Below are 24,302 nucleotides of genomic sequence, written 5' to 3'. Positions count from 1 at the left end.
TTTCCGGTACATTGCCTTTGGTAATGAATTATTTAGGTAGGACAAGCCAACACGGTTGTCAGCTTAATACAGTGCGATCGCTTATGACCAATCCTCAGACTGAATTTGATAGCCCTTGGAAAGACATATTACAACAATATTTTGAAGATTTCATGTTGTTTTTCTTTCCCCAAGCACACGGAGAAATTGACTGGAACCGGGGTTTTGAGTTTTTAGATAAGGAATTGAAACAAGTTGTGCGAGATGCGGAATTAGGACGGCGTTTAGTTGATAAGTTGGTAAAAATTTACCTGACTAGTGGTGAAGAAGCCTGGGTACTTCTGCACATAGAAGTGCAAAGTCAAGAAGAATCGAACTTTGCAGCTCGTATGTTCACGTACAACTACCGCATTTATGATTGTTACAAGCGAACGGTAGCATCACTGGCGATTCTTGGTGACGAGCGTGCTAACTGGCTTCCCAACCAATTTGGCTACCAATTGTTTGGCTGTAGAGTAGATTTTCAATTTCCAGTCGTGAAACTGGTAGACTACAACCAGCGATGGTCAGAGTTAGAAGCCAGTCGTAACCCGTTTGCTACAGTAGTAATGGCACATCTCAAAGCAATTGAGACACGCGATAATCGTAGTGAGCGTAAACAGTGGAAGTTGGCTTTAGTAAGAAGGTTGTACGAGCAAGGTTTTGAACGTGAGGATGTTCTCAACTTATTCCAGTTTATCGACTGGATGATGAGCCTACCCCTTGAGTTAGAACGCGAGTTTTGGCAGGAATTTAGTAACTTTGAGGAGTCTAGACGTATGCGATACATTACCAGCGTTGAGCGAATCGGAATTCAAAAAGGGATTGAGCAAACCCAAAATCAGATGAGACAGGAGATAGAACAGGTACGGCAGGAAAGTCAAAATCAGATGAGACAGGTTCTGCTGGAAAGCCAAAATCAGATGAGACAGGTTCTGCTGGAAAACCTTGAGTTGAGTTTAGAGTTAAAGTTTGGAACTCTTGGGTTAAACTTGTTACCAGAAATTTCACAAATTGAAGATGTGGAACAATTAAGGGCAATTTTGGCAGGGCTAAAAACAGCACAGACAGTGGAAGAGTTGCGCCAAATTTATCAGCCAACAGCAAATTAACAATTGTATGCGCTATGTTACTTCTGGCGATCGCGTCTTGAGTTGGGTAAAGAAAAAAATGAACCGCCAAGACACCTAGCCTGGGGTTTAAACCCCAGGGAAACGCAAAGGAAAGAAAAAGGAAAAAATCTCTCGTTTCTTCATGCTTTTCAATTAGGGAGTGTAATGCATCAATTGCTCTACCTCAGCAGCTTTTTCGTTTAAGTCAAGCTCTCGATAAATTTGTAGACTTTCAGACAAAAATTGAGTAGCAGTTGCCTCAGCACTAGGTTGATTTTGCTGGGCACGTTTCAAGTAGATTTCACCCAAAAGCTTACGTGCTGCTGCTTCCAGTTTTCGGCGGTTGTAATCTTGAAAGACTTGTAAAGATTCTTGGGCTAGTTCTTCAGCCCGATCAAGATTTTCTAAGACGTTGACTTCTAAATAAGCACGAGCAATATCAAGAGCTTCATCTGCTCGATCCACCGTCTGTCCTAATTCGGCAAGATACGCTAAGCCAGTGTTGTAATATTCTTCAAATTGGGCAATTTGTTCCGGCAAAGATGAATCTTCGGCAGGCAAAAAGCGCAGGCGTTCTGACCAATGTAAACTAAGAGCAATGTAGTCGTATGCCAGATTTCCTCTATAATCACCTGCGGTATTTTTTTGAATTGCTTGACGAATGTTTTGCTCTGCCTGCTTTAGTAAGTCAAAGGCTTCTGCTTTATCTAAGGTGTTTTTAGCTAACAGGCGTTGGCTGTTACCAATTTGCCTACAATGCCTAGCTTCACTCCCATTCTGACTTAGCTTTTGGTGCAAATCACGGCTTTGTTGGTAATACTCAATCGCCCTTGTATAATCACTTAAATCTTGGTAGCATTTAGCTAGATTATTCCACTGATTTACCAGATTCTGCTGTTGACCCAATTGCTCATAAAGGTCATAGCTTTGTTGGTAATAGGTGATCGCTTGTTCATACTTACCCCATGCTTGATAAATTCGACCAAGCTGAGAGTTTGCAAGAGCTACCCTTGGTTGATCGTCTAACTGCTGGCGTAGTGTTAGGCATTTTTGTTGATACTCTACTGCTTGTTCATACTTACCCCACTCGCTATAGCAATCACCTAAATGATACCACTGATTAGCTACATTGTGCTGTTGACCTAATTGCTCGTAAAGTTCACAGCTTTGTTGGTGATAGGCGATCGCCTGAGAGTATTTACCCCAATCTTGATACATGCTGCCTATTTGAAAAGATACAAAAGCTGCTTCTGATTGGTCATCCAGCTTTTGGCGGATTGCCAATTCGTTGTGCTTACAATCAACTGCCAGCTCATACTTACCCCACTGGCAATAGCAATCAGCTAGCCATTGGTACTGACTAGCTACATCTTGCTCTCGACCTAATTGTTGATAAAGTTCACGACTTTTTTGGTAATGGGCGATCGCTTCTTCGTATTTGCCCCATGCTTGATAAATTCGACCTAGCTGCCAATAAGCATCTGCTATATTATGTTGGTCTTCTAGCTGCTGACGGATTGCTAAGTCTTCAAGTTCACACTCGACTGCCAGCTCATATTTGCCCCAGTCACGGTAGCAAGCAGCTAACCAATACCACTGGTTAGCTACATCCTGTTGTTTACCCAATTGCTCATAGAGTTCACGGCTTTGTTGGTAGTGGGCGAGTGCAAGTTCATACTTGCCCCATGCTTGATAAAATCGACCTAGCTGATAGTTGGCATCTGCTATATTATGTTGGTCTTCTAGCTGCTGACGGATTGCTAAGTCTTCGAGTTCACACTCGACTGCCAGCTCGTATTTGCCCATTTGCCAGTAGCATTCAGCTTGCCAGTACCAATGGTTAGCTACAATCTGCTGTTTACCCAATTGCTCATAAAGGACACGGCTTTGTTGGTAGTGGGCAAGTGCAAGTTCATACTTGCCCCATGCTTGATAAATCCGACCTAGCTGTATGTAGGCTGAAGCTATACTTGGTTGATCATTGAGTTTTTGGCAAACGGACAAGTTCTTGAGCGCACGCTCAACTGCCATCTCATATTTGCCCCAGTCGTAGTAACAAGCAGCTTGCCAATACAACTGATCGGCTACATTTTGCTGTTGACCTAATTGCTCGTAAAGTTCACAGCTTTGTTGGTGATAGGCGATCGCTTGAGAGTATTTACCCCAATTTTGATGTATGCTGCCTATTTGAAAATATACAAAAGCTGCTTCTGATTGGTCATCAAGCTTTTGGTGGATTGCCAATTCGTTCTGCTTACAATCAACTGCCAGCTCATACTTACCCCACTTGCGATAGCAATCAGCTAGCCAATACCACAGGTTAGCGACATTTTCTTCTTGCTCCAATTGCTGATAGAGTTCACGGCTTTGTTGGTAGTGGGCACTCGCTTCTTCATACTTGCCCGAATTTTGATATATTTTGCCGAGTTGGTAGTAAGCTAAAGCTACCCTTGATTGGTCTTCTAGCTGCTGGCGTAGTGTTAAGCATTGTTGCTGATACTCTAGCGCCCGTTCATACTTGCCCCAGATACGGTAGCAATTAGCTATGTAAAAGCACTGGTTCGCCACATCTTGTTCTTGACCTAATTGCTTGTAAAAGTCACGACTATTTTGGTAGTGGGCGATCGCAATTTCATATTTGCCCCAGGCTTGATTGCTCCTACCTAGCTGACAGTACGCATCAGCTATATTCGGTTGGTCATTTAGAGAAAGGCGGATGTCCAAGTCTTTCAATTCACACTCTACTGCCATCTCATATTTGCCCCAGTCATAGTAGCATTCAGCTTGCCAGTACCAATGGTTAGCTACAATCTGCTGTTTACCCAATTGCTCATAAAGGACACGGCTTTGTTGGTAGTGGGCGAGTGCTTGTTCGTACTTACCCCATGCTTGATAAATCCGACCTAGCTGTAAGTAGGCACTAGCTATCTTCGCTTGGTCATCTAATTGTTGGCGAATTGCCAAATCTTTGAGTTCACACTCCTCTGCCAGCTCGTATTTGCTCCAATCGCGATAGCAAGCAGCTAGCCAATACCACTGATCAGCCATATTCTTCGGTTGACCTAATTGCTCGTAAAGGTCCCGGCTTTGTTGGTAGTGGGCGAGCGCAATTTCATATTTGCCCCATGCTTGATAGATATAACCTAGCTGCCAGTGGGCATGAGCTATATTCGGTTGGTCATCTAATTGCTGACGAATCTCCAAGTCTTTGAGTTCACACTCTACAGCCATCTCATATTTGCCACAGTCATGGTAGCCAGCAGCTAACCAATACCACGGGTTAGCTACATTTTCTTCTTGCCCCAATTGCTGATAGAGTTCACGGCTTTGTTGATAGTAGGTGAGCGCAATTTCGTATTTGCCCCAGGCTTGATAAGTGCGACCTAGCTGTAAGTAGGTTGAAGCTACTTTTGATTGGTTGTTTAGTTTTTGGTAAAGCAGTAAGCACTGTTGCTGACACTCTATTGCCTGCTCATACTTGCCCCAATCTCTGTAAGTATTAGCTAGCCATCCCCACTGATTAGCTACTTTCTTCTCTCGACCCAATTGCTGGTACAAATCGCGACTTTGCTGGTGATACTCTATCGCTTGCTCATACTTGCCCCATTCTTGATATGCCCTGCCCATTTCATAAAAGGTATTAGCCTTAGCTTGAGGACGGTTGAGGTCTTGATCAATAGCTAACAGCTTCTGGAAACACTTTAATGACTGCTCATGCTTGGTGTTTAAGCTATAACAATAGCCCCAGTCATACCAGAAAGCGCGTAAAGAGTTTTGTTGAGGATATGTGGCAAGTCTGTCATAGGATTTTTCATAGTACTCAATTGCCTTCTGATAATTTTCTTGGGCTTCATAACAAGCTGCTAATGCCCAAGAAAGATAAGGGCTAAGACTGTTATTTTGTTGGCAGATAAGTTCTTCTAAAAGAGTAATGGCTTTTGCATAATGGTCAGTGCGAATATAAGACAGCGCGGTTATAAAGATTAAAGCTTGTTGGCTGGATTGTTCAATTTCACAATTCTCTAGGGTTGCTTCCAAAGCAGGAGTTGTTTCTTCACCCACACCTGCAAACATTTCCTTAAGATCACCGAAAAGTAATGGATTTAACTGATTTACAATATCAGTAACGTAATTGCTTAGGGCTGTCCCAGGTTCACCACAAGCAGTATAAAGAATGGTTAACTGTGCCGTTGCACGCGCCAACTCAGACAGCGTTGAGTCATTAACTGCTTGTTTCAGTTCGGCAATGACTTCGCCTTTCTGGTTAAACATCTCAATCTGACGCAGCAGTCTTACAAGTTGTTTGCATGCGTCGCCATATGAGTCATCATCTAGAGCAAGAACTGTTAAAATTAGCACCTCAATCAGCTTTTTACGAATACTGCTGTTGACTTCGACTTGAGCTAAAACCTGACCAGCAAACAGCAAGTTTTTCAGCCATAATTCTGGCTGGATACATGTTGCTAACTCACCCTGTAAGCTTGACAAAACAAGAATTGCATCCGGAGATTCGGTATTTTTGATTTTTACTTTGCCATCTGGAAGTACAGGTTCATAAATATCAAGATTGCTAAAAAGCAGCTCCACTAGCTTGTTTACCTGTTTTGGGGAATGAATTCCGTAATAGCTCAAAGCAAGTAAAATCGGTTCATTCCATCGCGGTTCATGTAGATGCTTGTGGATGAGTTGCAAAATTTCGCTTTGGTCATTGTCTACAATATAACGTGCAGCAAAATATTCCTCAAATGTCAAGTGCATAAAACCGTAAACTCCGGGCGCACGTTCTACAAATAAACCTGTGGTTTCGCGCACTTTCCGCAAAAACTCCTGTACTGCTTGTAGTACCGAATCTGATTCTGGTTCGGCATCATTTAATTCTGCCAATTTTGCGGCTAACTGTTCTTCAACTTCCGCCTGAGTGACTAAACCTGAAGGTTTCTCCTCATGCATCCAGTAAGCTAGGGGAGCTAATAGCTCTACTACTTCATTTTCCTTTAGCACCACCTTTGATGCATCTGGTAATTTCTTGCCTAGCTGCCAATCTTCTGTCAACGTCTTTACAGCCAAAGCGTAAAGTTCCACACGACGATTGGGCAAGCGGGAACCATTGCGGTGAATTAGTGCCAGAATCGTCAACAGCAGTGGGTTAGCTGTTAAACGCTTTACACCTTCATTATCTTTAATCGCTTCTAAAATTTCTTGTGCTTCCGCATCCTCAGCTTTTTGGCATTGTTCTTCAGTTGCATCTGGTTGCTGGGCGTGTTCAACTGCTCGACACCAACGATGCAGGAATTTCTCTACCTCTTCGCTGCCCATGTCTTCTATGGTGAACTCAGTAAAGCGATCGCTCAACTTCACATCACGGTATCCTGCAATCCTGCTCGTAATCACAAACTTATTGGTAGAGAAAGCATCCACAAATTGATTAATCCGTTCTACAATTTGCTTGCGGCTTTCTTGGTCAAACACCTCATCTAGCCCATCTAGTAGCATCAAGCACTGTCCTTGACGCATTTTTTCTAAGAGCAACGCTGCTACCTCAGTCCCTGCCTCAGTCTCAAAATATGCTTCCCATTGACGGTAAAATTGGTGTAAATAATCCAGTAGAGTTAAATCTGGTTGCTGAGCTAAACGCTCTGCGTAGTCGGCAATGCGAAAGAAAATAGGTAATAACAGTTTGCCTAACTCTTCTTGTGCGCCACCTTTGACTGTTTCCTCTCCGTCACGTTTCGCTGTGGCAAAATGTAGTGCCAGATATCGCAGTAATGTTGTTTTCCCTGCTCCGGGATCGCCTAAAATGACACTGTACTGGTTCTCTCGCACCGCTTGAGATAAATTAACCTTTTGCGTTACCGTTTTGGTGCTGGTGGAAATATGTACTGAATTGTGTAAAACTGGTTCGTAATAGTAAGGTTCTTCCAATTCATCAAGGCTAGAACTGCTTCTAGTTAGCTTTTGTAGGCGATCGCTTTGACGAGATGTAGCCATTTCTAATTCACGCTGTTCTCTTTCCAATGTTTCCATGACTTGCTTTCGTTTTACCGCTTGTAAGGAAACATAAATTTGGTCGAGAAAAATATCCACTTGGCGCTGCACCTGCATCACGCCACTTATTTTCATATAGGAATTCTCAGCAATTAACCACTGTAGATAAGGATAAAACAAGCGATGCATGGGTGGACGCGCTTCAAATCTCACGACTTTGCCACGCCAATCCCAGAAATCAGGCGCACGGTTACGAAACTCTTCTAAAAATTCCTCTTTATTTAGCCAAAAAATTAGTACCAGATCCCGATTAAATAGCGTCTCTCTGCCCAAATTCAACTGCTTCATCTCCCTCACTAACCGAGGTGTAGGCAGTTGATCAATTCCAAACGCCATTACCAATTTACGTCTAGCTTGCTCCCTATCACTAGCCCCCCTTTTTAAGGGGGGTTGGGGGGTTCTAACACCATCGTTCTGCTCAGTCGTATCTAATTTATGGATAAAATTATGTAGTGAGTTATCGCTGTAAAAGAAGTTTTCTGGCTCAAAATTATCGTCACTTTCTAATAAAATATTCTTTAGTTGTTCCACTATTGGGTGTTGTGGTTCACTCTCTGGTGCTATAGCAAAAATAGTCGTGGTGCTACTAGATAATTCTAAGGTGCTAACCAATTTATTCAATTCTACTTGGTCTGCTGTACTTAGAGAATAGGTAGCGGATTGGTTAGGATATAAGTGCATTTTAAGGATTGCTGATTATAGCTGTTTGCGTTTGATTGCAACACACCCTGGTTTTGAAATCGCTAAAGCGATTACTACGAACCTTAATAAATGACTATTTATTTTGTGGATAATTAGCAGTTTGCCAATATTTTAAATCTTCGATAAGAATAGGATTTACATCAAACCAGGATTTCCTCTTATCATTGTAGTAACCTAATACTAACTTATATTGTAACAATTCATCACAAATCACAAATTCACCTTTATTAGGCAATTTATGAGTGTTAGTAGTTAGACTACCTGTGGTATGAACTCTATCTAATTCTGGGAAATGGTAGTCGCTCAAATTATATTCTCTGCGTACTTCTTGCACAGCTTCTTGAGCAATTTCTAAGTCTACATATATCATTTTATTTCTTAAGGAAACTTCACAGGCGGTGCGGGCAAGTCGTACTAAATCACGCATGACACCACCGCTTTTTTCACAAATTAGTTCTAGAGCATCGGGATTAAATAGCCCTTTGTAAGCATCCCCCAGACGTGCCAAACGTTTGTTAATCACAGTGATGAGAATCTGGCGTCCCTTTTGATTAGGTATTGTCGTAGGACATAAATTATCATCGCACTCAAAAACTGGCGGATTTGTTAAATCTAAGCATTTTTGAAAGCTTTCCATTGGTTGGCGAAAGCTGGGAGAATACCTGAGTGAAATTGGAATAGAATATATAATGTGACAACTTAACTGAGTTAGGAGTGGACTAGCAAACATTTCTAACGCTGTCGCTTGATCGTGTCGGTCAAGACCATCTACAATCACTAGTAACTTCTGCTTATTTTTGTGTTGGGCAGCTTCGATGATGGCGTTAACTCGTTCAATAATTTTACTCAGTTGTGGACGGATATTGAGAGTTGTAGTAACTTTTTTAGTTAAACCTTGTTTAAGAATTAAACCTAACTTTTTGATAATTTCTGGAACTTCAAGACCTGTATTATCGGCTTCTTCATCTTGGTAAACTACGGTTTTCAGGCTTTCTAGTAAATTATTTAATAAATCTTCTTTTAATCCCCAACCTGGTTGGATTGTTTCTAAAATTTTGATTCCAATTAGTACAACTACCTCAGCATAACCTATGTTGTATTGGTCAAGAGCAGTTTCAGTATCAATCCAAATTACTGTGTATTTGCCATTAAGTTGTTGTTCCAGTCGTCGCAGTTCGGTAGTTTTCCCACCACCCCTATGACCTGCTAGTAAAAACTTAGCAGGATCGTCTTCCATTTCCAAGAAAGTGATTAAATCTTCTACAGGACTATTAGCTCGTGGAACGTAAAAATCTCTTAAGTCTTCCGCTTTGCTAAGGGGTTCTTCTGGTTTAAAAAGCTGATAAGCTGTTTTCCAAAATTGAGTGTTAGTCATCGTGATAACTTTTAGATTAACCCAATTTATATTTTGGGTTACACAGTTATACTCAGTATAACTAATCTTATTCGTAAAATCATCTGTATAAAGTCTCTCTTTTTCTCTCTTTCTCTGCGTACTCTGCGCCTCTGCGGTTCATTAAATTAGCACAATACTTAGCGATGCCGTACTCCTGGTTAACGCACCCTACTTTTTTCAACAAACTTAATGCGGTGCCGTACTCCTGGTTAACGCACCCTACTTTTTTCAAATAACTTAATAAATATTAAACCTCCTTAATATAAATTCCCATTAAGGAGGCAATACAGCAGCAAAAAATTACACTCTGGGTTTTTCCTTAGAAATCATCCAGATACTGACTAAGGCGACTGATTACGGGGTCATCTTCAACCAACTCTGCAGATGAGGTTGTCTTGCGACGGTGGTAATTCAAAGCTTTATTAATTGGTGATTTCATTGAAAACGCTTGTGTACAGTTTATGAATAAATGCTCCCCGTGAAGCATATCCGTTTAAATTAGGTTTCCAGTGGCTATGCCAAACCCAAAGTGACTGAAAGTTGTTTGGATTTTCTATCTTGTGTCCCTCGTCTTGAAGGTCTGCTATCTGTGATGCGACTTCTTGATAAAGTTTCGTGTAGTCGTCCTCCTTATCCTGAATTCGACTTTCTCCAGTCGCAACATCTATCATGATTGATTGCAGCTTTTGAATATTTGTTAAAGTCTCTTCAAGTAGTTCTGGTTCCATAAGCAAAGTTCTCATATTCTGCCAGCGTCATCCTCAAAAGCTACACCAGCGCTGCTGTCTATTCCTGATTACGGATCTGCTCTATCTGGTGAACGAGTCGGTTGATCTGATCGGTTCTGTCGCGAAACCACTCACTAGACCAAATTCTGTGAATGCGCCACTACTAACACAAACTTGCATCTAGCACGAGTGATTGCCACGTTTAACCGCCGTCTTCCTTCTCTTTTAGTCAGAGGACCAAAATTGTGCAGCAGCTTATTCGGGTTATTTTCATCAAACCCATAGCCGAAACTAAGAAAAATTACATCTCGCTCATCACCTTGAACCCGTTCCAGTGGTTTGATGAAAAACTTATTTGAGTTCTCCTGACAAAATTCTTCTATTTCTGGATGCTTAATAATAAGTTGATTGAGTTGTTCACGGATGGCTTGTGTCTGTTCTTCATTTAAAGTAACAATTCCTAGCGACTGGTTGCAGTTTTGCTGAAAATGCTGTATTGTTAGTTTGGCTACTTCCTTTGCTTCAGGAATATTGTTTCGCTGTTCACCACGAGCATATATTCCACCTTCAACATAATGGAAATGCACGCCTCTACTCGCATCTCGGACTGGGTTGGGGAAAGTCAGGAGTTCTGAATTGTAGAATTTTTGGTTTGAGAAGGCTATGAGGCTTTCGTCTTTGCTACGATAGTGCCACCTTAGGGTAAAGTTTTCCACTATTGATAAAGTCGAACACTCATTGAGCAAACTGTCATACTCTTGTTTCTCCTCATCTTCCTCATCATCAGAAGCAGTGCTTTTAAAGAAAGAGCTTGGTGGTAGTTGCCGATCATCACCAACGACAATGACCTGCTTTGCTCTCATAATTGAAGGTACTGCGTCCTCAGTACGGACTTGCGACGCTTCATCAAAGATGATGACATCAAACTCCACTGCGTTTAGATCTATATACTGGCTGACTGCCAAGGGACTCATTAACCAACAAGGCTTGAGGGTAGTAACGAGTTCAGGAGCATTTTTGATGAACTCGCGGATTTTTTGATGTCCCCTTTTCTTTTTTATCTCTTGCTTGAGTAATTGTATTTGCTGCTTTGCCTGTGGTTGTGTAGACCACTCTTGCCACCGTTCATTATAGAGTTGCTGGAGACGTTTAATTGCCTCTTGGTACTGTTGAGGATCAAACTGGGAAAATTCTTCTATTTTCTGCTCATGGGAATTTTCGCGGAAGTTCCGCAGTTCAGAATTATCTGAAAGTATGTGTTCCAACCAGTTTTGGTAAACGCCCTTCTGTAATACCAAGAACCAGAATTCCGGTAGGATGTTAGACTCCCGCAATTTTGACAAGAATTCTTTGGCTCCAATAGCTTCGAGTTGCCGCACCTGTTTTTGGCAGTCTAACGATTGCTGGAACAAACCAAGTTCTTTTTGGGCATTGTTAAGGAATTCTTTGACTTGGTTTAAGAATGTTTTTTCCAACACACCTAGTCCTGTCTTGGGATGTTGCGGAAAGTGTTGCCGTAGGAATTGGAACCCCTGTTTAATTTGTTTTTGGGAAGTTTCCAACTCGAACTGTAGCGTTCTTAGTTCAAGGAAACTTTGATCTGAGGATATGACTGCTGCTATTCCCTTGAAAGGAAGTCGATGTCGATACTGTTGTAGCCCTTCTAACCAATTCAGCGCCTGTTCAATGCCATTTAAGTTTGGCATTTGTGTATCAAACAACAAACCAAAAGCACGGCGGGCAGAATGCGTTGGTTCTTCCAGTTTATTCAAAAGATTCTTTTGTTCAATAACATTTTCGATATCTTCAATTAATTCTTGATCGGAAACTTGATGTTTTACTTGCCGGACTGCGAGGAGACGTTTGCGGTTATTCCTGTAGCCAGGTCGTAACCAGCGAAAAATTCCTCTGTACCTGCGGTGGCGATCACTAAGTTTCCTTAAATCTAGTAAGTTCCAGGTGAAAAACTCAGAGGTGTATTTAGCATTCAAAGCAGAACTGATATTTTGGATATTGCTTTTAATAACCGTGATTCTGACCAATCTTGAATATGAGGAAGATAAAATTCCAGAGAAGGAACTTTTTCTCTTTCGAGTTTGAGCAGTTCGCCGTAAAGGTCGTAAGCCGATTTATTTAATGGTGGCTGATTCTCGTGTAGACTTGCTACATGTTGATTAAGAGTTTGCCTGTAGTCAAAAAGTTGTTGAAAGAATACTTCCCTGTTTTGCTGCTGTGACTCCTGACTTTGCTCCAGCCGAGACATAGTTTGGTTAAGTTCTTCAAGCAATTCCTTAGTATTAGTTGTGCCTTGATGATGAAGGTTGAGGCAGACATTATCAAGACTACAGTCCTTAAACTTTCTAGAAACAACTTCCAGAGCGGTTTGCTTCTCAGCTACCACAAGCACTTTTTTATGTTTGCCGATTAACTCTGCCATGATGTTAGCAATAGTCTGGCTTTTCCCTGTCCCTGGAGGTCCTTGGACTACACAGCTAAGTCCCGCCTTTGCTGCTTCGATAACCACTTGTTGACTAGAGTCAGCATCACATATTTGATATAAGGATGATGGCGGAATTTGATCTAGTTCTTTTTCTTTAATAAGATTAGGAGAATTGAAATTATCGGGGATTTTTTTGAGAGCAAGCCCTCGCAGAACTGTGTGAGCAGCAATCCTCTCTTGATTTTGTTGCAAATCTTGGATCATTGCTGCCTTTGTCTCATGGAACAAAGTGATATGGGCAGTGTTTTCAACTTGCCAATTGGGCTTTTGAGCGATCGCACTGCGAACTTCATCTAAAAATTGCGCATAGCCTAATTTATCAACTTTCTCACTTTCAGGCAAGGTGATATTGAATTCATCGCGTAACTTGTTTACCAAAATAAAGTTAACGGAAATCTCCTCATCAACAGGGTGCAGTGTATATTCGGGCGGCTTTTTACCCTTTTTTTGTAATTGAACTGGAATCAGTAAAAGAGGATAGACAAACTTTTCCTTAGGCTTATCTGCATTGAACCACGTTAAAGTACCCACTACTAAGAAAAGACTATTGAACCCCTTCTCCTCCTGTGTTGATTTAGCTTTTTCACGAAGCTTGTCAAGAAGCGTGGTGAGTTCAGCATCAGTATGCTTGGTTCTCAACTCCTTGACTGGAAATGGGCGAGGCTCATCCCCCGCCAGTTCTTTATATAGGATTGAGGATGGTGTTTCAATATCAACTCTAAGCTTTTCGCTTTTTTGGAAGTTGAGTAGCGGATTGTTGTTGCTGTCATCAGCAAGTTTAGCTTTCCAATATTTAATTTTATCTTGAATTACCTGAGCTATGGGCTTACTCATCAGCTTGCGATTTCTAAGAGTTTATCAAAACAGACTTTTGTTTTAATACTTGTATTATACGTGTAATCTAGTAACCGAAAGCCATCTTTACAAAATTCACATACTTCTGCAACAACCTACATAAATTTTGCACCTTTTGTAATTGTTGCGATGATTTTTTTAAATTTCAGCGTCTAAAAGTAAAAAGCCTGCCCCAATAATTGAGAATTGTAGCAATAAGTCACGAAAAACTGAAATTGCCAGTTTGAAGCATTGATAAATTTGTGTTACTACCGAGCCGTTCGACAAACTGTAAAAACCCCGCTGAGTACTCAACGAGGTTTTTGTAAAGTTATTTTACTAAAAGTTGCGGATTCTAATCTTAGAACATGCTCATGATGGTGATGATCCCCGCGCTGGTGACCATGAGCAGAGTACCCAAAGTAATGGATTGTTGCAGAGCATTAGGGGTTTTGGAATCGTTCATTTCTATAATCCTTTGGTTTTAATCGTTCTATAACAATATCAATATTAGTATTCTTGCTGATTAAAATATTGGTAAAAATTAAATTTACTTAATATATCGCAATAATGACGGCAGTATTTACTAATATGCAAGGGTGACATGAACTTAACAATCTAGTTATGTAAATAATCTGTTACATTAACTTGTATGGTTCCCGTTTTCTCGTTAAGAGCCGAATGGCGGGGAATACGTACTTAGAGGCTCCGGCTTGACTACTAAAACGAGGCAGAGCCTCTTGGAGTGCATTCCCAGGCTGAGCCTGGGAACAAGAAGAGAGAATACAGAATTCCGACCGAGTTATGAGTCTTTATAGTGTAAAATAATAATTAAATAAAATTTATTGACCATTGGACTGGAAATTATGACGATCGCTGCCCCAGTAATTACCGATAAAAGTATCAATTTTGACCTGGAGCTATTAAATCAGAAATTTGAAACAGCCCATCCAAGAGAAATACTAGCTTGGTCTGTAGAGAATATCCCAACTAGACTGGTGCAAACAAGCGCCTTTAACGTTGATGACTTAATTATCACCGATATACTCTACCGTGATCTCAAGCACCCAGTTCCAGTGGTATTTCTAGAAACACTACACCACTTTCCCCAAACATTAGAACTAGTTGCCAAAGCCAAAGAAATTTACAACCTAAATCTAAAAGTTTACAAAATTCCCGATGTAGATACCCGCGAAGCCTTTGCAGCTAAATACGGTGAAGCTCTTTGGGACAAAGATATTACCCAATTCCACCATCTCACCAAGATCGAACCGTTGCAACGGAGTCTAGATGAACTCCACAGCATTGCATGGCTAACGGGACGCCGTCGCGACCAAGCAGTAACCCGTGCTAACATGCCAATATTTGAACTAGATAGCAAGGGAAGGCTAAAAATTAACCCACTTGCTAACTGGACACGTCAACTAAGCTGGGATTACGTAGCTGAACACGGCGTGATCTACAATCCCCTACACGATCAAGGATATCCCAGCATTGGCGATGAACCCATCACCACCCCAGTAGGCGAAGGCGAAGACGAACGTGCTGGACGTTGGCGGGGAACTGGTAAGACAGAGTGTGGAATTCACATATAAAATTGCTAGTAGCTAATGGTTAATGGTTAATAGTTATTGAACAATTAACCATTAGCAATTAACAATTAGCAATTAACAAAAATGATTAAAATCCTCCACCTGTCTGACATCCACATGGGAAGCGGCTTCTCCCACGGCAAAATCAACCCCACCACAGGATTAAATACACGATTGGAGGATTTTGTCAACACTTTATCTATATGTATAGACAGAGCGCTGACAGAACCAGTAGATATGGTGCTATTTAGTGGGGATGCATTCCCCGATGCAACACCAGCACCCTATGTACAAGAAGCCTTTGCCAGTCAATTTCGGCGTTTGGTAGATGCCAACATTCCTACAGTACTACTAGTAGGTAATCACGACCAACATTCCCAAGGACAAGGAGGAGCGAGTCTGTGTATTTACCGCACTTTGGGAGTACCTGGGTTTGTCGTCGGGGATAAATTAACCACCCATCGCATCCAAACTCGTAGTGGAGGAGTGCAGGTAATTACTCTTCCTTGGCTTACTCGTTCTACGCTAATGACTCGCGCTGAGACAGACAATTTATCTCTGGCAGAAATTAATCAACTATTAGTCGATCGCCTGCAAGTTGTCATCGAAGGTGAAATTCGTCGCCTTGATCCTGATGTGCCAACGGTTCTTTTAGGTCACGTAATGGCAGATAATGCTAACTTGGGAGCCGAGCGCTTCTTAGCAGTAGGTAAAGGTTTTACAATTCCCCTCTCACTACTGACACGCCCCTGCTTTGATTATGTAGCCTTGGGACACGTTCATCGCCACCAAAACCTGAATAAATCTAACAATCCGCCAGTAATTTATCCAGGAAGTATTGAGCGAGTAGATTTTAGTGAAGAAAAAGAAGACAAAGGCTATATAATGGTAGAGTTGGAAATAGGTAGTGCCAACTGGGAATTTTGTCCTTTGCCTGCTCGGACTTTCCGCACAATTGAGTTAGATGTATCTAAGATAGAAGATCCCCTGGCGGCAATCATGAAAGCCATTGGCAAACATGATATTCAAGATGCTGTAATCCGGCTCATATACAAACTCCGTTCTGAGCAATTGGATTTAATTGATAACAGCGAGCTGCATAGTGCTTTAAGTTCAGCACACACGTATACGATTCAACCAGAATTAGTCAGCCAGTTAGCTCGTCCCCGCGTTCCCGAATTGAGTGCGAGTAATAGTATTGATCCAATGGAAGCCTTAAAAACCTACTTAAACAATCGTGAAGATCTCAAAGATATAGCAACATCAATGCTGGAAGCAGCATACAAATTGCTAGGTTCAGATGAGGAAGTAGAAGCCAGTACTAAGCAAGAAAGTCAAGTATTATCAGGCACTTTAGATACCCAATTGGGTTTGCTTTAATTTTTACCTCAAAGGGGTTAGGAATCTGCAAAAATTGCAATATTCTGGCTAAGTGGCTAGTAATTCTTGCCGCGCTAGATAAACAACAATTGTCATGTGGACTTTGTATGTCCTTCTACCCACAGATAAAGCAAATTTTACTGGGTAAAACGTTACCCACGAGCGCTCATTCTGAAGAACGATTGAGTAACGCAGCAGCTTTGGCAGTTCTTTCTTCGGATGCTCTATCCTCCGTCGCTTATGCTACAGAAGAAATTCTATTGGTTTTAGTAGCGGCGGGAAGTAGCGCACTAAGTTTGTCTTTGCCAATTGCCGGAGCAATTATCCTTCTGCTTACGGTGGTAACTTTGTCTTACCGACAAACCATCCGCGCCTATCCCAACGGTGGAGGAGCTTACACTGTTGCACGGGAAAACTTGGGGGTTTATCCAGGTTTGATTGCAGGCGGTTCTCTATTAATTGACTACATCCTTACTGTCACCGTCAGTATTTCTGCGGGTACAGCTGCTCTTACCTCAGCCATTCCACAACTACAACCATATACAGTCAGCCTTGGGTTGATTTTTATTTTCTTGTTGATGCTGGCAAATCTTAGGGGCGTAAAGGAATCAGGTAACATATTTATGATTCCTACTTATGCCTTTGTTGCCAGTATTTTTGTCTTGATTGTGCTTGGGTTATATAAACAAGCTACTGGGTATGTCGCACCAGAATACCCCAACCTTCCTGTTTCTGAACAACTCAATTCGTTTTTTATTTTGCGAGCTTTTTCTGCTGGCTGTACAGCACTTACAGGGGTGGAAGCTATATCGAATGGTGTGTTAGCTTTTAAAGCACCAGAATGGAAAAATGCCCGTATTACACTGCTTTACATGAGCACAATTCTGGGAATTATGTTTCTCGGAATTACCTACTTATCTGGAATTTATCACATTGTTCCAGAACATGGACAAACGGCGGTTTCTTTACTAGGACATAGGATTGTTGGTGACAGTCCACTGTACTACTTGATCCAAATTGCCACCCTGTTTATTTTACTTTTAGCAGCCAATACTAGTTACGCAGATTTTCCTAGACTTTCTTCCATTGTAGCAAGTGACGGATATTTGCCCAGACAACTAGCATTGTTAGGCGATCGCTTAGTATATTCCAATGGAATTATCCTCCTTAGCGTTTGCGCTGCCATCTTGGTAATTATCTTTAGAGGAGAAGTTAACGCCGTAATTCCCCTCTATGCAGTGGGTGTATTTACTTCGTTTACTTTGTCACAAGCAGGAATGGTACGTCACTGGTTTAAAGATAAGACATCTGGTTGGCGTCTTAGTGCGGCGATTAATAGTTTAGGAGCCATTGCTACAGCAGTAGTTTTGATAGTAATTATCTCAACTAAGTTTGCCTTAGGAGCTTGGTTAGTAGTGGTAACAATTCCAATAATTGTGAGCTTATTTTTAGCTATTCATCGCCACTATGAATACGTAGCAGAACGTTTGAGTATTGGTGAAGTATCACCGCAAAATTATACTCCCATACTAAAACCAGGACAAGCTACTCACCCCGCAGTAGTTATAGTCGGACAGCTTAATCGGGGAACGGTAGAAGCTTTGGACTATGCACGCACAATTGCTGATGAAATTGTTGCAGTTCATGTGGATATTGGTTCTACAGATCGAGAAGAACTCCAAGCAAAATGGCGACAATTAGAAGCGGATATTCCTTTAGAAATTATCGAGTCGCCCTATCGTTCTGTGATTACACCGATTGTCAATTTTGTCGGGCAATTTGAAGCTCGACATCCTGGTGTCTTTACTACAGTCATTATTCCTGCTTTTGTGACGCGCAATTGGTGGCACAGTCTTCTGCACAACCAAACAACTTTGTTTTTAAAGAATGCTTTACGCGCTCAAAAAAGTCGCGTTGTCACTACTGTCAGGTATTACTTGTAGTTTCATTCGCTTTATCAACCGCCCTGCACTTAAGTGCAGGGCTAATAGCTCAAGTCCATTAAAATGGACTAAACAGTTGATTTGAGGTAATTATTCGGGATTTACCCGCCGAAAGTTATACCAATTCTCTTTAACAACGCAACAAATTAGATCCCCCCAACCCCCCTTATAAAGGGGAGCCAGCGCTGCAGGAGGGTTAGCCCGACCTACTAGGCGACTGGCGTGGGCACGCGAGGCTCATGTGTAGCAAACATTTAGTGAAATGGTATTATTAGCTATTTCTCAAGTACGTTGGTTTTAAGGTCGTTTCTTTGATTTTCTCATCTAATCTTTCCAGCCGATAGGCTTTTGCATCAGGACGAGAACTTACGATTGTCTCTAGTGTGTCTCCAACGAAATGCAAACCCACCCCATCATCAGCTGCATATCCTTCGCTGATAAGTCCTTTCAATAACAGTCGATGGTAAGAAGGTCTTCGTTCTGGCTCTCCATCGTAATGTGGACAGTTACTGCCTTTGAGAAACCCAAGACACTTTAATACACTCATTGAACCAGGAATAGAGTCTGTCACTGCTTGTTCAAACCAACAAACAGAGCCTGCACTCAAACCACAAAGAATAACCCCACTTTCCCAAGCTTCTCTTAAGATTTGCTCAAGTCCCCACTCCTTCCAAAGAGCAATTAGGTTTTTAGTATTTCCCCCTCCTACATAGATAATGTCCTGCTCAAGAACGAAAGACCTCAGGTTCGCCCTGGGTGGATTAAACAGTGACAAGTGACAGGGTTTGCAGGGTAGCTGTATGAATGCTGAATAAAATCGAACTACATATCTGTCAGAATCTCCACTTGCTGTAGGGACAAAGCAAACGCGAGGTGTTTCCTTCTTGGACAGTCCAAGGATGTATCGATCTAGCAGAGGGTTTTCGGGTTCCATGGAGAATCCTCCACCCCCCATTGCAAAAATTTGTCTGGGAACTGAATTTGTAGTCATTCTGAAAACCTTCTTTCATCTATCCAGAAATGATGTTGGTTTGATTACGGGCAACAAGTTGATAATTGAGAGGTACAAAAGTCCTTAGCGCATTGGTGCTGTAACCGTTACTTACTCCACTTTTGGAAACTTTCTAGATGACTCCAGTAGGCTAGATATCCGGTTAACGCCCAAATCAAAGCAGCAACTATCAGTACACCTGCACCAACTAGCCGCCAAGTTTTGTTAGTTTTCAAGTAAAGAGTCGGTGCAGCACAAACACCAGCCAAACCCGTAAGAATAAAGCCAATTCCAGAGAGTAATGGTTGTTTTGTTAAACCTAGATTCAAGATGCGTAAACCTATAACAATAGCAACAATACCAGCAAAAAAGCCATAAATTGCTACCGTTAGTAAATCCCAGCCTTGTGCTAGGGCAATTGCGGCTACGAGGAACAAAATCCCGAACAAAACTGTTGTTTCACCAAAGGCAATATTAAAGCTACCATTAACAGGCCAAGTCCAAACCATGTGCAAACCAGTTGCTAATGCAACACCCCCAGTCATACCAAAACCAGGAATCCACAATTTTGGATTGGTGTCATCAAGACCTCGATAAACGTAGAGAGCTAGTATAAATAGCCCTGCTACCATATTAATCAACATCAAAGTGATGTAGTCAATAAACATAGTTAAACCTTACAGCTGATTACCTAAAGGACGGGCGAATTATCTGTGTTCATTGGTAGTTTAATTAAAATCTCCTCCCATTCCAACTCAGATAGAGGTTGCACAACTAACTGAATACCAAAACAATCGCTAGCTGTAGTTACTAAAGCTTTAATAATTTTTTCAATACTTATGTCCTGCGGTAGATGTATAGGCGTAAAAGACTCTGCACCAAAAACTTGAGCAAATAAATCTGCATCGGGTTTTAAACGAATGGAACCATGTTGTAAAGTTGTATCTCCCCGTCGCAATTGAGCGCTACCAATAAGTTTACCACCATCTGGCAAAACTAAATCTGCACCAGTGGCAGTACCAAAACAGTTGGGGTTATGGATGTAACCTCGTCCGGCTGTACCGTATTGCAATTCTACGCCCAGCGCTTTCCAACCTTGAATCAAAAACTCACAGATAGTTTGGTATGCGAGTATGCGATCGCCACCAAGTCCAGATACAATTACAGCGTATGTTAAATCGCCTTGGTGCAGCACCGCTCGTCCCCCGGTAGGGCGTCGCACTAATTCCACTTTTTTACCTTGCCAAAAAAGATGTTGCCAATTTTCGGGGTATTTTTTCTGATGATAGCCTAGAGAAATAGCAGGTGGCGACCAAGTATAAAACCGCAAAGTTGGGGGATGCTTTCCACAGGAATGCTGTTCTAACAACCATCGGTCAATTGCCATCTGCACATTACCAGAGGCTTCAAGCAAAGGAATTAGTCGCCACACTAAACAGTTACCCATGTATATTACATATTTTCTAGTTTAGTTGCTAATTGTTCATGGTTAATTGTTAATTGTTCTTTGCCATTAACCATTAACAATTAGCTATTAGCAATTCCTAGATTGCTCCAAACTCAGATTGTAACGCTTCATCGTTATTATCAGCGATAGTTGCCACGATGGTAATCAGACGGGAAACTTCGCCAGCAGACATATCTGCCAAGGTACGGATAGCGATGACAACTACTTGGTTTTCGATAATACCAAAACGGGCTTCAAATGTACCAGAGCAGTTCATCTCTAACAGCTTGCGCATTAATTTAGTTTCATCTTTAGCAGGTAATTTTAGCACCGTAGCCCAAACAGTTAACGTGTCTTCATCTGTTGTGCCTGCCAATTTTACAAAGACTTCCACGCTGCCATATTTAAACTTCCACAAATAACCACCTTCTTTTGAGTGGCTCACCATTGCACTGTCATCTTGTTCCAAAGTGTCGATGACGTTTTCGATCACGTCCACATGGTTAATAGTTGTGGTTTCTGCGCTAAACTCATTAAGAAGTTCGCTATTCGGTATCGATTCGGTTGCAACTGCTTCTTGCTGTGGTTGGTAGCTTGTCATACAGATTTTTACCTCAACATGATTATTGTTTCCTCGCTTACTACTTTAATATGCAAAACCGCGATATCCGTCAATTAGGTATTAACCCAAATCATTGGTATGTAGTTGCACGGAGTAGCGAAGTTAAAAATAAGCCATTGTCAGTGAAGCTGTGGGAACAGGCGATCGCTCTCTACCGCGATAGTAAAGGACAAATTCACGCTTTGGAAGATAGATGTCCCCACCGCCATGTTAAACTAAGTCACGGACAAGTAATTGGTGATGACTTAGCTTGTGCCTATCACGGTTGGCGCTTCAATCATCAAGGTGAATGCACAGCAGTACCCTACTTAGCAAATAACCAAAAACTCCCTACTTGCACTCTTCGCCATTATCCTGTCATCGAACAAGACGGTTTCATCTGGCTATTTCCCGGCAATGTAGAGACTAAGCATGGCAAGTCTCTACAACCAATGGGGATACCAGAATGGGAACATCTCAATTACATCGCCACAGTTTCCGTAATTAATTGTCAAGCGCACTATTCGTATTTAATTGAGAATCTGATGGATATGTACCACGGACATTTACATCAGGATTACCAAGCTTGGGCAGAAGCAGCACTAGAAGATATTCAAGAAGACGCTAACCGTGTAGATGCCCATTATACAGCACAAAGTTATTACAAAATAGACAAAATTTGGTCAATATCCCAGTTATTTTTCAAAAGCTTACGTCGTCTTCATCCTGAACCTTTAAATGTCAGTTATGTTTACCCGCACTGGGTTTCAACATTAGGTAAAGATTTCAAAATTTACTGTTTATTGTGTCCGGTGAATGAGACACAAACAAAAGCTTATTTAATTCATTTCACATCTTTAAATGCTTTTTGGCGTTTGCACAAATTACCTATATGGTTTAGAAGGTTTGTGAAGAATAATTTGTTTGGTTCAGCACAAAAATTACTTGATGGATTAGTGCTTCAAGATGTGCAGATGATTGAAGAAGAACAGCAAGCATATTTAAAGCATCCTATTAGGCAGAGTTATGAGTTAAATCGAACTTTAGTAAGTGTACAGCGGTTAATGAGAAGTCAGGTAGAGTGACTATGAAGAAAGTGAAAATGCCGACGAGTGATAGCTACCAGGACTATCTGGTAGAATCTCTTTAAGACCCCGAAGAGGCAGCAGCTTATATCGAGGCAATACTGGAAGCTGAAAACCCTGAACCTAAACTGCTACTATCAGCATTGAAAGATGTCATTGATGCCCAATTGAGGATGAACAATCTTTCAGAGCAAGCCAAACTGAACTGGGAACAACTTGACAAGATGCTTTCTCATAGTGGTGGTGCTGAAATTTACAAATTGGTAGCACTACTTGATGCACTTGGATTCAGGGTAGCGGTTAATCTTAAGTAACACATGCACCTTCCAAGGGAGGACTTATGGCGATCGCGTTTTCAATAAAGTAATTTTGGGAACACTTACTGTAGACAGAATCAGTAAAGCATCCCCAGTATGAGCTATTGTCTCAATCCCAATTGCCAAAAACCACACAACACAGATGGAACAAAGTTTTGCGTTACCTGTGGCTCACAGTTGCTCCTAAAAAACCAATACCAAGCCATTCAGCCAATAGGTGAAGGAGGATTTGGTAGAACTTTTTTGGCTTTTGATGCACATCGGCTAAATGCTCGTTGCGTCATTAAACAATTTTTCCCTTTAGCGGAAATTCAAGGCAATTCCCAAGCAATCGCCAAAGCGACGGAGTTGTTTGAACAAGAAGCGAAGCAACTACTACAACTGGGAGAACAGCATCCGCAGATTCCCACGCTTTTTGCCTACTTTGAGCAGGATAAACGCTTATATCTGGTGCAGCAATTTATCGATGGGCAAGATTTATCAAAGGAATTAGCTCATCGGGGTGCTTTCAGTGAGCAACAAATTCGGGAATTGTTACATGACATATTGCCAGTGCTGCAATTTGTCCATCAGCAGCAAGTGATTCACCGAGATATCAAACCAACGAACATCCTACGCCGCCAGATTGATGACAAGTTAGTCTTAATTGACTTTGGCGTTGCTAAACAGTTGACTGTCGGTAGCGGTTTAACTAAAACTGGTACGAAAGCTGGTACAGAAGGATATGCAGCAATTGAACAACTACGTGGTGGCAGGGCTTACCCTGCGAGTGATTTATATAGTTTGGGCGTGACTTGCATTCATTTATTAACTCAAGTCGAACTTGATGAACTTTACGATCCGCTGGAGGGCAAATGGCTGTGGCAAGAAAATCTGCGGCAAAAAGGCAAAGATGTCAGCACCCAGTTGGGGCAAGTTTTGGATAAGTTGCTCAAAGACTATGTGAAAGAGCGATATCAATCAGCCAGTGAGGTTTTGCAAGACTTGAAAACTGCACCTACCCCACCACCGCTTCCACAACCTCAACTCCAGAATTGGCGACTAGTCAGTACTTTGAACGGGCATTCTGGCTCAGTTTTTTCCGTTGCCATTAGTCCTGATGGTAAGACTCTTGCCAGTTGTAGTCATGACAACACGATTAAACTGTGGAATCTAACTACCGAGCAAAAAATTTGCACCCTCAAGGGGCAAAAGGGGCATTCTGGCTCAATTCGTTCCCTTGCCATCAGTCCTGATGGTTGTACTGTAGTTAGCGGCAGTACGAGGATTAAAGCGTGGAATTTGGCTACTGGAAAAGAGATTTGCACCCTTGAGGGGCATCATGACTCAGTTAGTTCCGTCGCTATAAATCCCAATGGTAAGGTCATAGCTAGTGGAAGTTTTGACAAAAATATTAAACTGTGGAATCTGGCTACTGGAAAAGAGATTTGCACTCTTGAGGGGCATTCCAACATAGTTTTTTCCCTCGCCTTTAGCCCTGATGGTTTTACCCTAGTAAGTGGCAGTTTTGACAGAACTATCAAAATTTGGCGGTGCGATTAAAAAACACTTAGACAAAAGAAATAAGTTAAACTCAACTCGATAGATGAGCCTGAAGCAGTGAAAAGTAAT

16 protein-coding genes are annotated in these 24,302 nt (G+C 41.6%); 7 read left to right on the top strand and 9 right to left on the bottom strand.

The annotated features are described in order from the left end of the window. Positions 1-83 precede the first annotated feature (83 nt). Positions 84-1,130, top strand: a complete 1,047-nt coding sequence (locus ICL16_RS05830) for an Rpn family recombination-promoting nuclease/putative transposase (protein ID WP_190826044.1) — start codon at positions 84-86, stop codon at positions 1,128-1,130. A gap of 153 nt (positions 1,131-1,283) precedes the next feature. On the opposite strand, the gene ICL16_RS05825 is transcribed toward ICL16_RS05830, so the two are convergent. From ICL16_RS05825 to ICL16_RS05805, 5 genes are all read right to left on the bottom strand, one after another. After that, positions 1,284-7,856, bottom strand: coding sequence for a tetratricopeptide repeat protein (locus ICL16_RS05825; RefSeq protein WP_190825922.1), 6,573 nt, complete (start codon positions 7,854-7,856; stop codon positions 1,284-1,286). A 94-nt stretch (positions 7,857-7,950) separates the two neighbouring features. After that, entirely contained in the window at positions 7,951-9,252 is a 1,302-nt protein-coding gene (locus ICL16_RS05820) for a P-loop NTPase fold protein (RefSeq protein WP_190825921.1), read from the bottom strand. A gap of 443 nt (positions 9,253-9,695) precedes the next feature. Continuing rightward, on the bottom strand, positions 9,696-10,001 hold the full coding sequence (locus ICL16_RS05815; RefSeq protein WP_190825920.1) for a hypothetical protein: 306 nt from the start codon (positions 9,999-10,001) through the stop codon (positions 9,696-9,698). A gap of 134 nt (positions 10,002-10,135) precedes the next feature. Then, positions 10,136-11,992: a DEAD/DEAH box helicase gene (locus tag ICL16_RS05810; protein ID WP_190825919.1), complete on the bottom strand. Its 1,857-nt coding sequence runs from the start codon at positions 11,990-11,992 to the stop codon at positions 10,136-10,138. Then, on the bottom strand, positions 11,989-13,335 hold the full coding sequence (locus ICL16_RS05805; RefSeq protein WP_190825918.1) for a DUF4011 domain-containing protein: 1,347 nt from the start codon (positions 13,333-13,335) through the stop codon (positions 11,989-11,991). The genes ICL16_RS05810 and ICL16_RS05805 overlap by 4 nt, the downstream gene beginning before the upstream one ends. An 866-nt stretch (positions 13,336-14,201) precedes the next feature. On the opposite strand from ICL16_RS05805, the gene cysH reads away from it, so the two are divergent. The 3 genes from cysH (at position 14,202) to ICL16_RS05790 (ending at position 18,250) form a co-directional block, all read left to right on the top strand. After that, the gene (gene cysH / locus ICL16_RS05800; RefSeq protein ID WP_190825917.1) at positions 14,202-14,930 is read left to right on the top strand and encodes a phosphoadenosine phosphosulfate reductase; all 729 of its coding nucleotides are present in this window, start codon (positions 14,202-14,204) and stop codon (positions 14,928-14,930) included. 81 nt (positions 14,931-15,011) lie between these two features. Beyond that, on the top strand, positions 15,012-16,307 hold the full coding sequence (gene sbcD / locus ICL16_RS05795; RefSeq protein ID WP_190825916.1) for an exonuclease subunit SbcD: 1,296 nt from the start codon (positions 15,012-15,014) through the stop codon (positions 16,305-16,307). Between the two features lie 107 nt (positions 16,308-16,414). After that, positions 16,415-18,250 (top strand): APC family permease, encoded by a 1,836-nt coding sequence (locus ICL16_RS05790; RefSeq protein WP_190825915.1) that lies wholly within the window; start codon positions 16,415-16,417, stop codon positions 18,248-18,250. Between the two features lie 271 nt (positions 18,251-18,521). Here ICL16_RS05790 and ICL16_RS05785 read toward each other — a convergent pair whose 3' ends face one another. The 4 genes from ICL16_RS05785 to ICL16_RS05770 all read right to left on the bottom strand — a co-directional run bounded on the left by ICL16_RS05785 (position 18,522) and on the right by ICL16_RS05770 (position 21,289). Beyond that, positions 18,522-19,205 (bottom strand): Type 1 glutamine amidotransferase-like domain-containing protein, encoded by a 684-nt coding sequence (locus tag ICL16_RS05785; RefSeq protein ID WP_273038408.1) that lies wholly within the window; start codon positions 19,203-19,205, stop codon positions 18,522-18,524. Between the two features lie 143 nt (positions 19,206-19,348). Beyond that, complete coding sequence (locus tag ICL16_RS05780; RefSeq protein WP_190825913.1) at positions 19,349-19,909, bottom strand: DUF981 family protein; 561 nt, start codon at positions 19,907-19,909, stop codon at positions 19,349-19,351. A gap of 23 nt (positions 19,910-19,932) precedes the next feature. Then, entirely contained in the window at positions 19,933-20,688 is a 756-nt protein-coding gene (locus ICL16_RS05775; protein WP_190825912.1) for a lipoate--protein ligase family protein, read from the bottom strand. Between the two features lie 97 nt (positions 20,689-20,785). After that, the gene (locus ICL16_RS05770) at positions 20,786-21,289 is read right to left on the bottom strand and encodes a YbjN domain-containing protein (protein WP_190825911.1); all 504 of its coding nucleotides are present in this window, start codon (positions 21,287-21,289) and stop codon (positions 20,786-20,788) included. 50 nt (positions 21,290-21,339) lie between these two features. Here ICL16_RS05770 and ICL16_RS05765 point away from each other — a divergent pair, with 50 nt between their 5' ends. The 3 genes from ICL16_RS05765 (at position 21,340) to ICL16_RS05755 (ending at position 24,233) form a co-directional block, all read left to right on the top strand. Continuing rightward, complete coding sequence (locus tag ICL16_RS05765; protein WP_190825910.1) at positions 21,340-22,374, top strand: aromatic ring-hydroxylating dioxygenase subunit alpha; 1,035 nt, start codon at positions 21,340-21,342, stop codon at positions 22,372-22,374. A gap of 173 nt (positions 22,375-22,547) precedes the next feature. Then, positions 22,548-22,688, top strand: a complete 141-nt coding sequence (locus ICL16_RS45320; RefSeq protein WP_238360616.1) for a hypothetical protein — start codon at positions 22,548-22,550, stop codon at positions 22,686-22,688. Between the two features lie 99 nt (positions 22,689-22,787). Then, positions 22,788-24,233: a serine/threonine-protein kinase gene (locus ICL16_RS05755; RefSeq protein WP_190825909.1), complete on the top strand. Its 1,446-nt coding sequence runs from the start codon at positions 22,788-22,790 to the stop codon at positions 24,231-24,233. Positions 24,234-24,302 lie beyond the last annotated feature (69 nt).

The organism is Iningainema tapete BLCC-T55 (assembly GCF_014698965.1).
Classification (GTDB): Bacteria; Cyanobacteriota; Cyanobacteriia; order Cyanobacteriales; family Nostocaceae; genus Iningainema; species Iningainema tapete.
The sequence above is the reverse complement of the archived record's forward strand: the minus strand, read 5'-3'. Positions and strand labels throughout refer to the sequence as shown.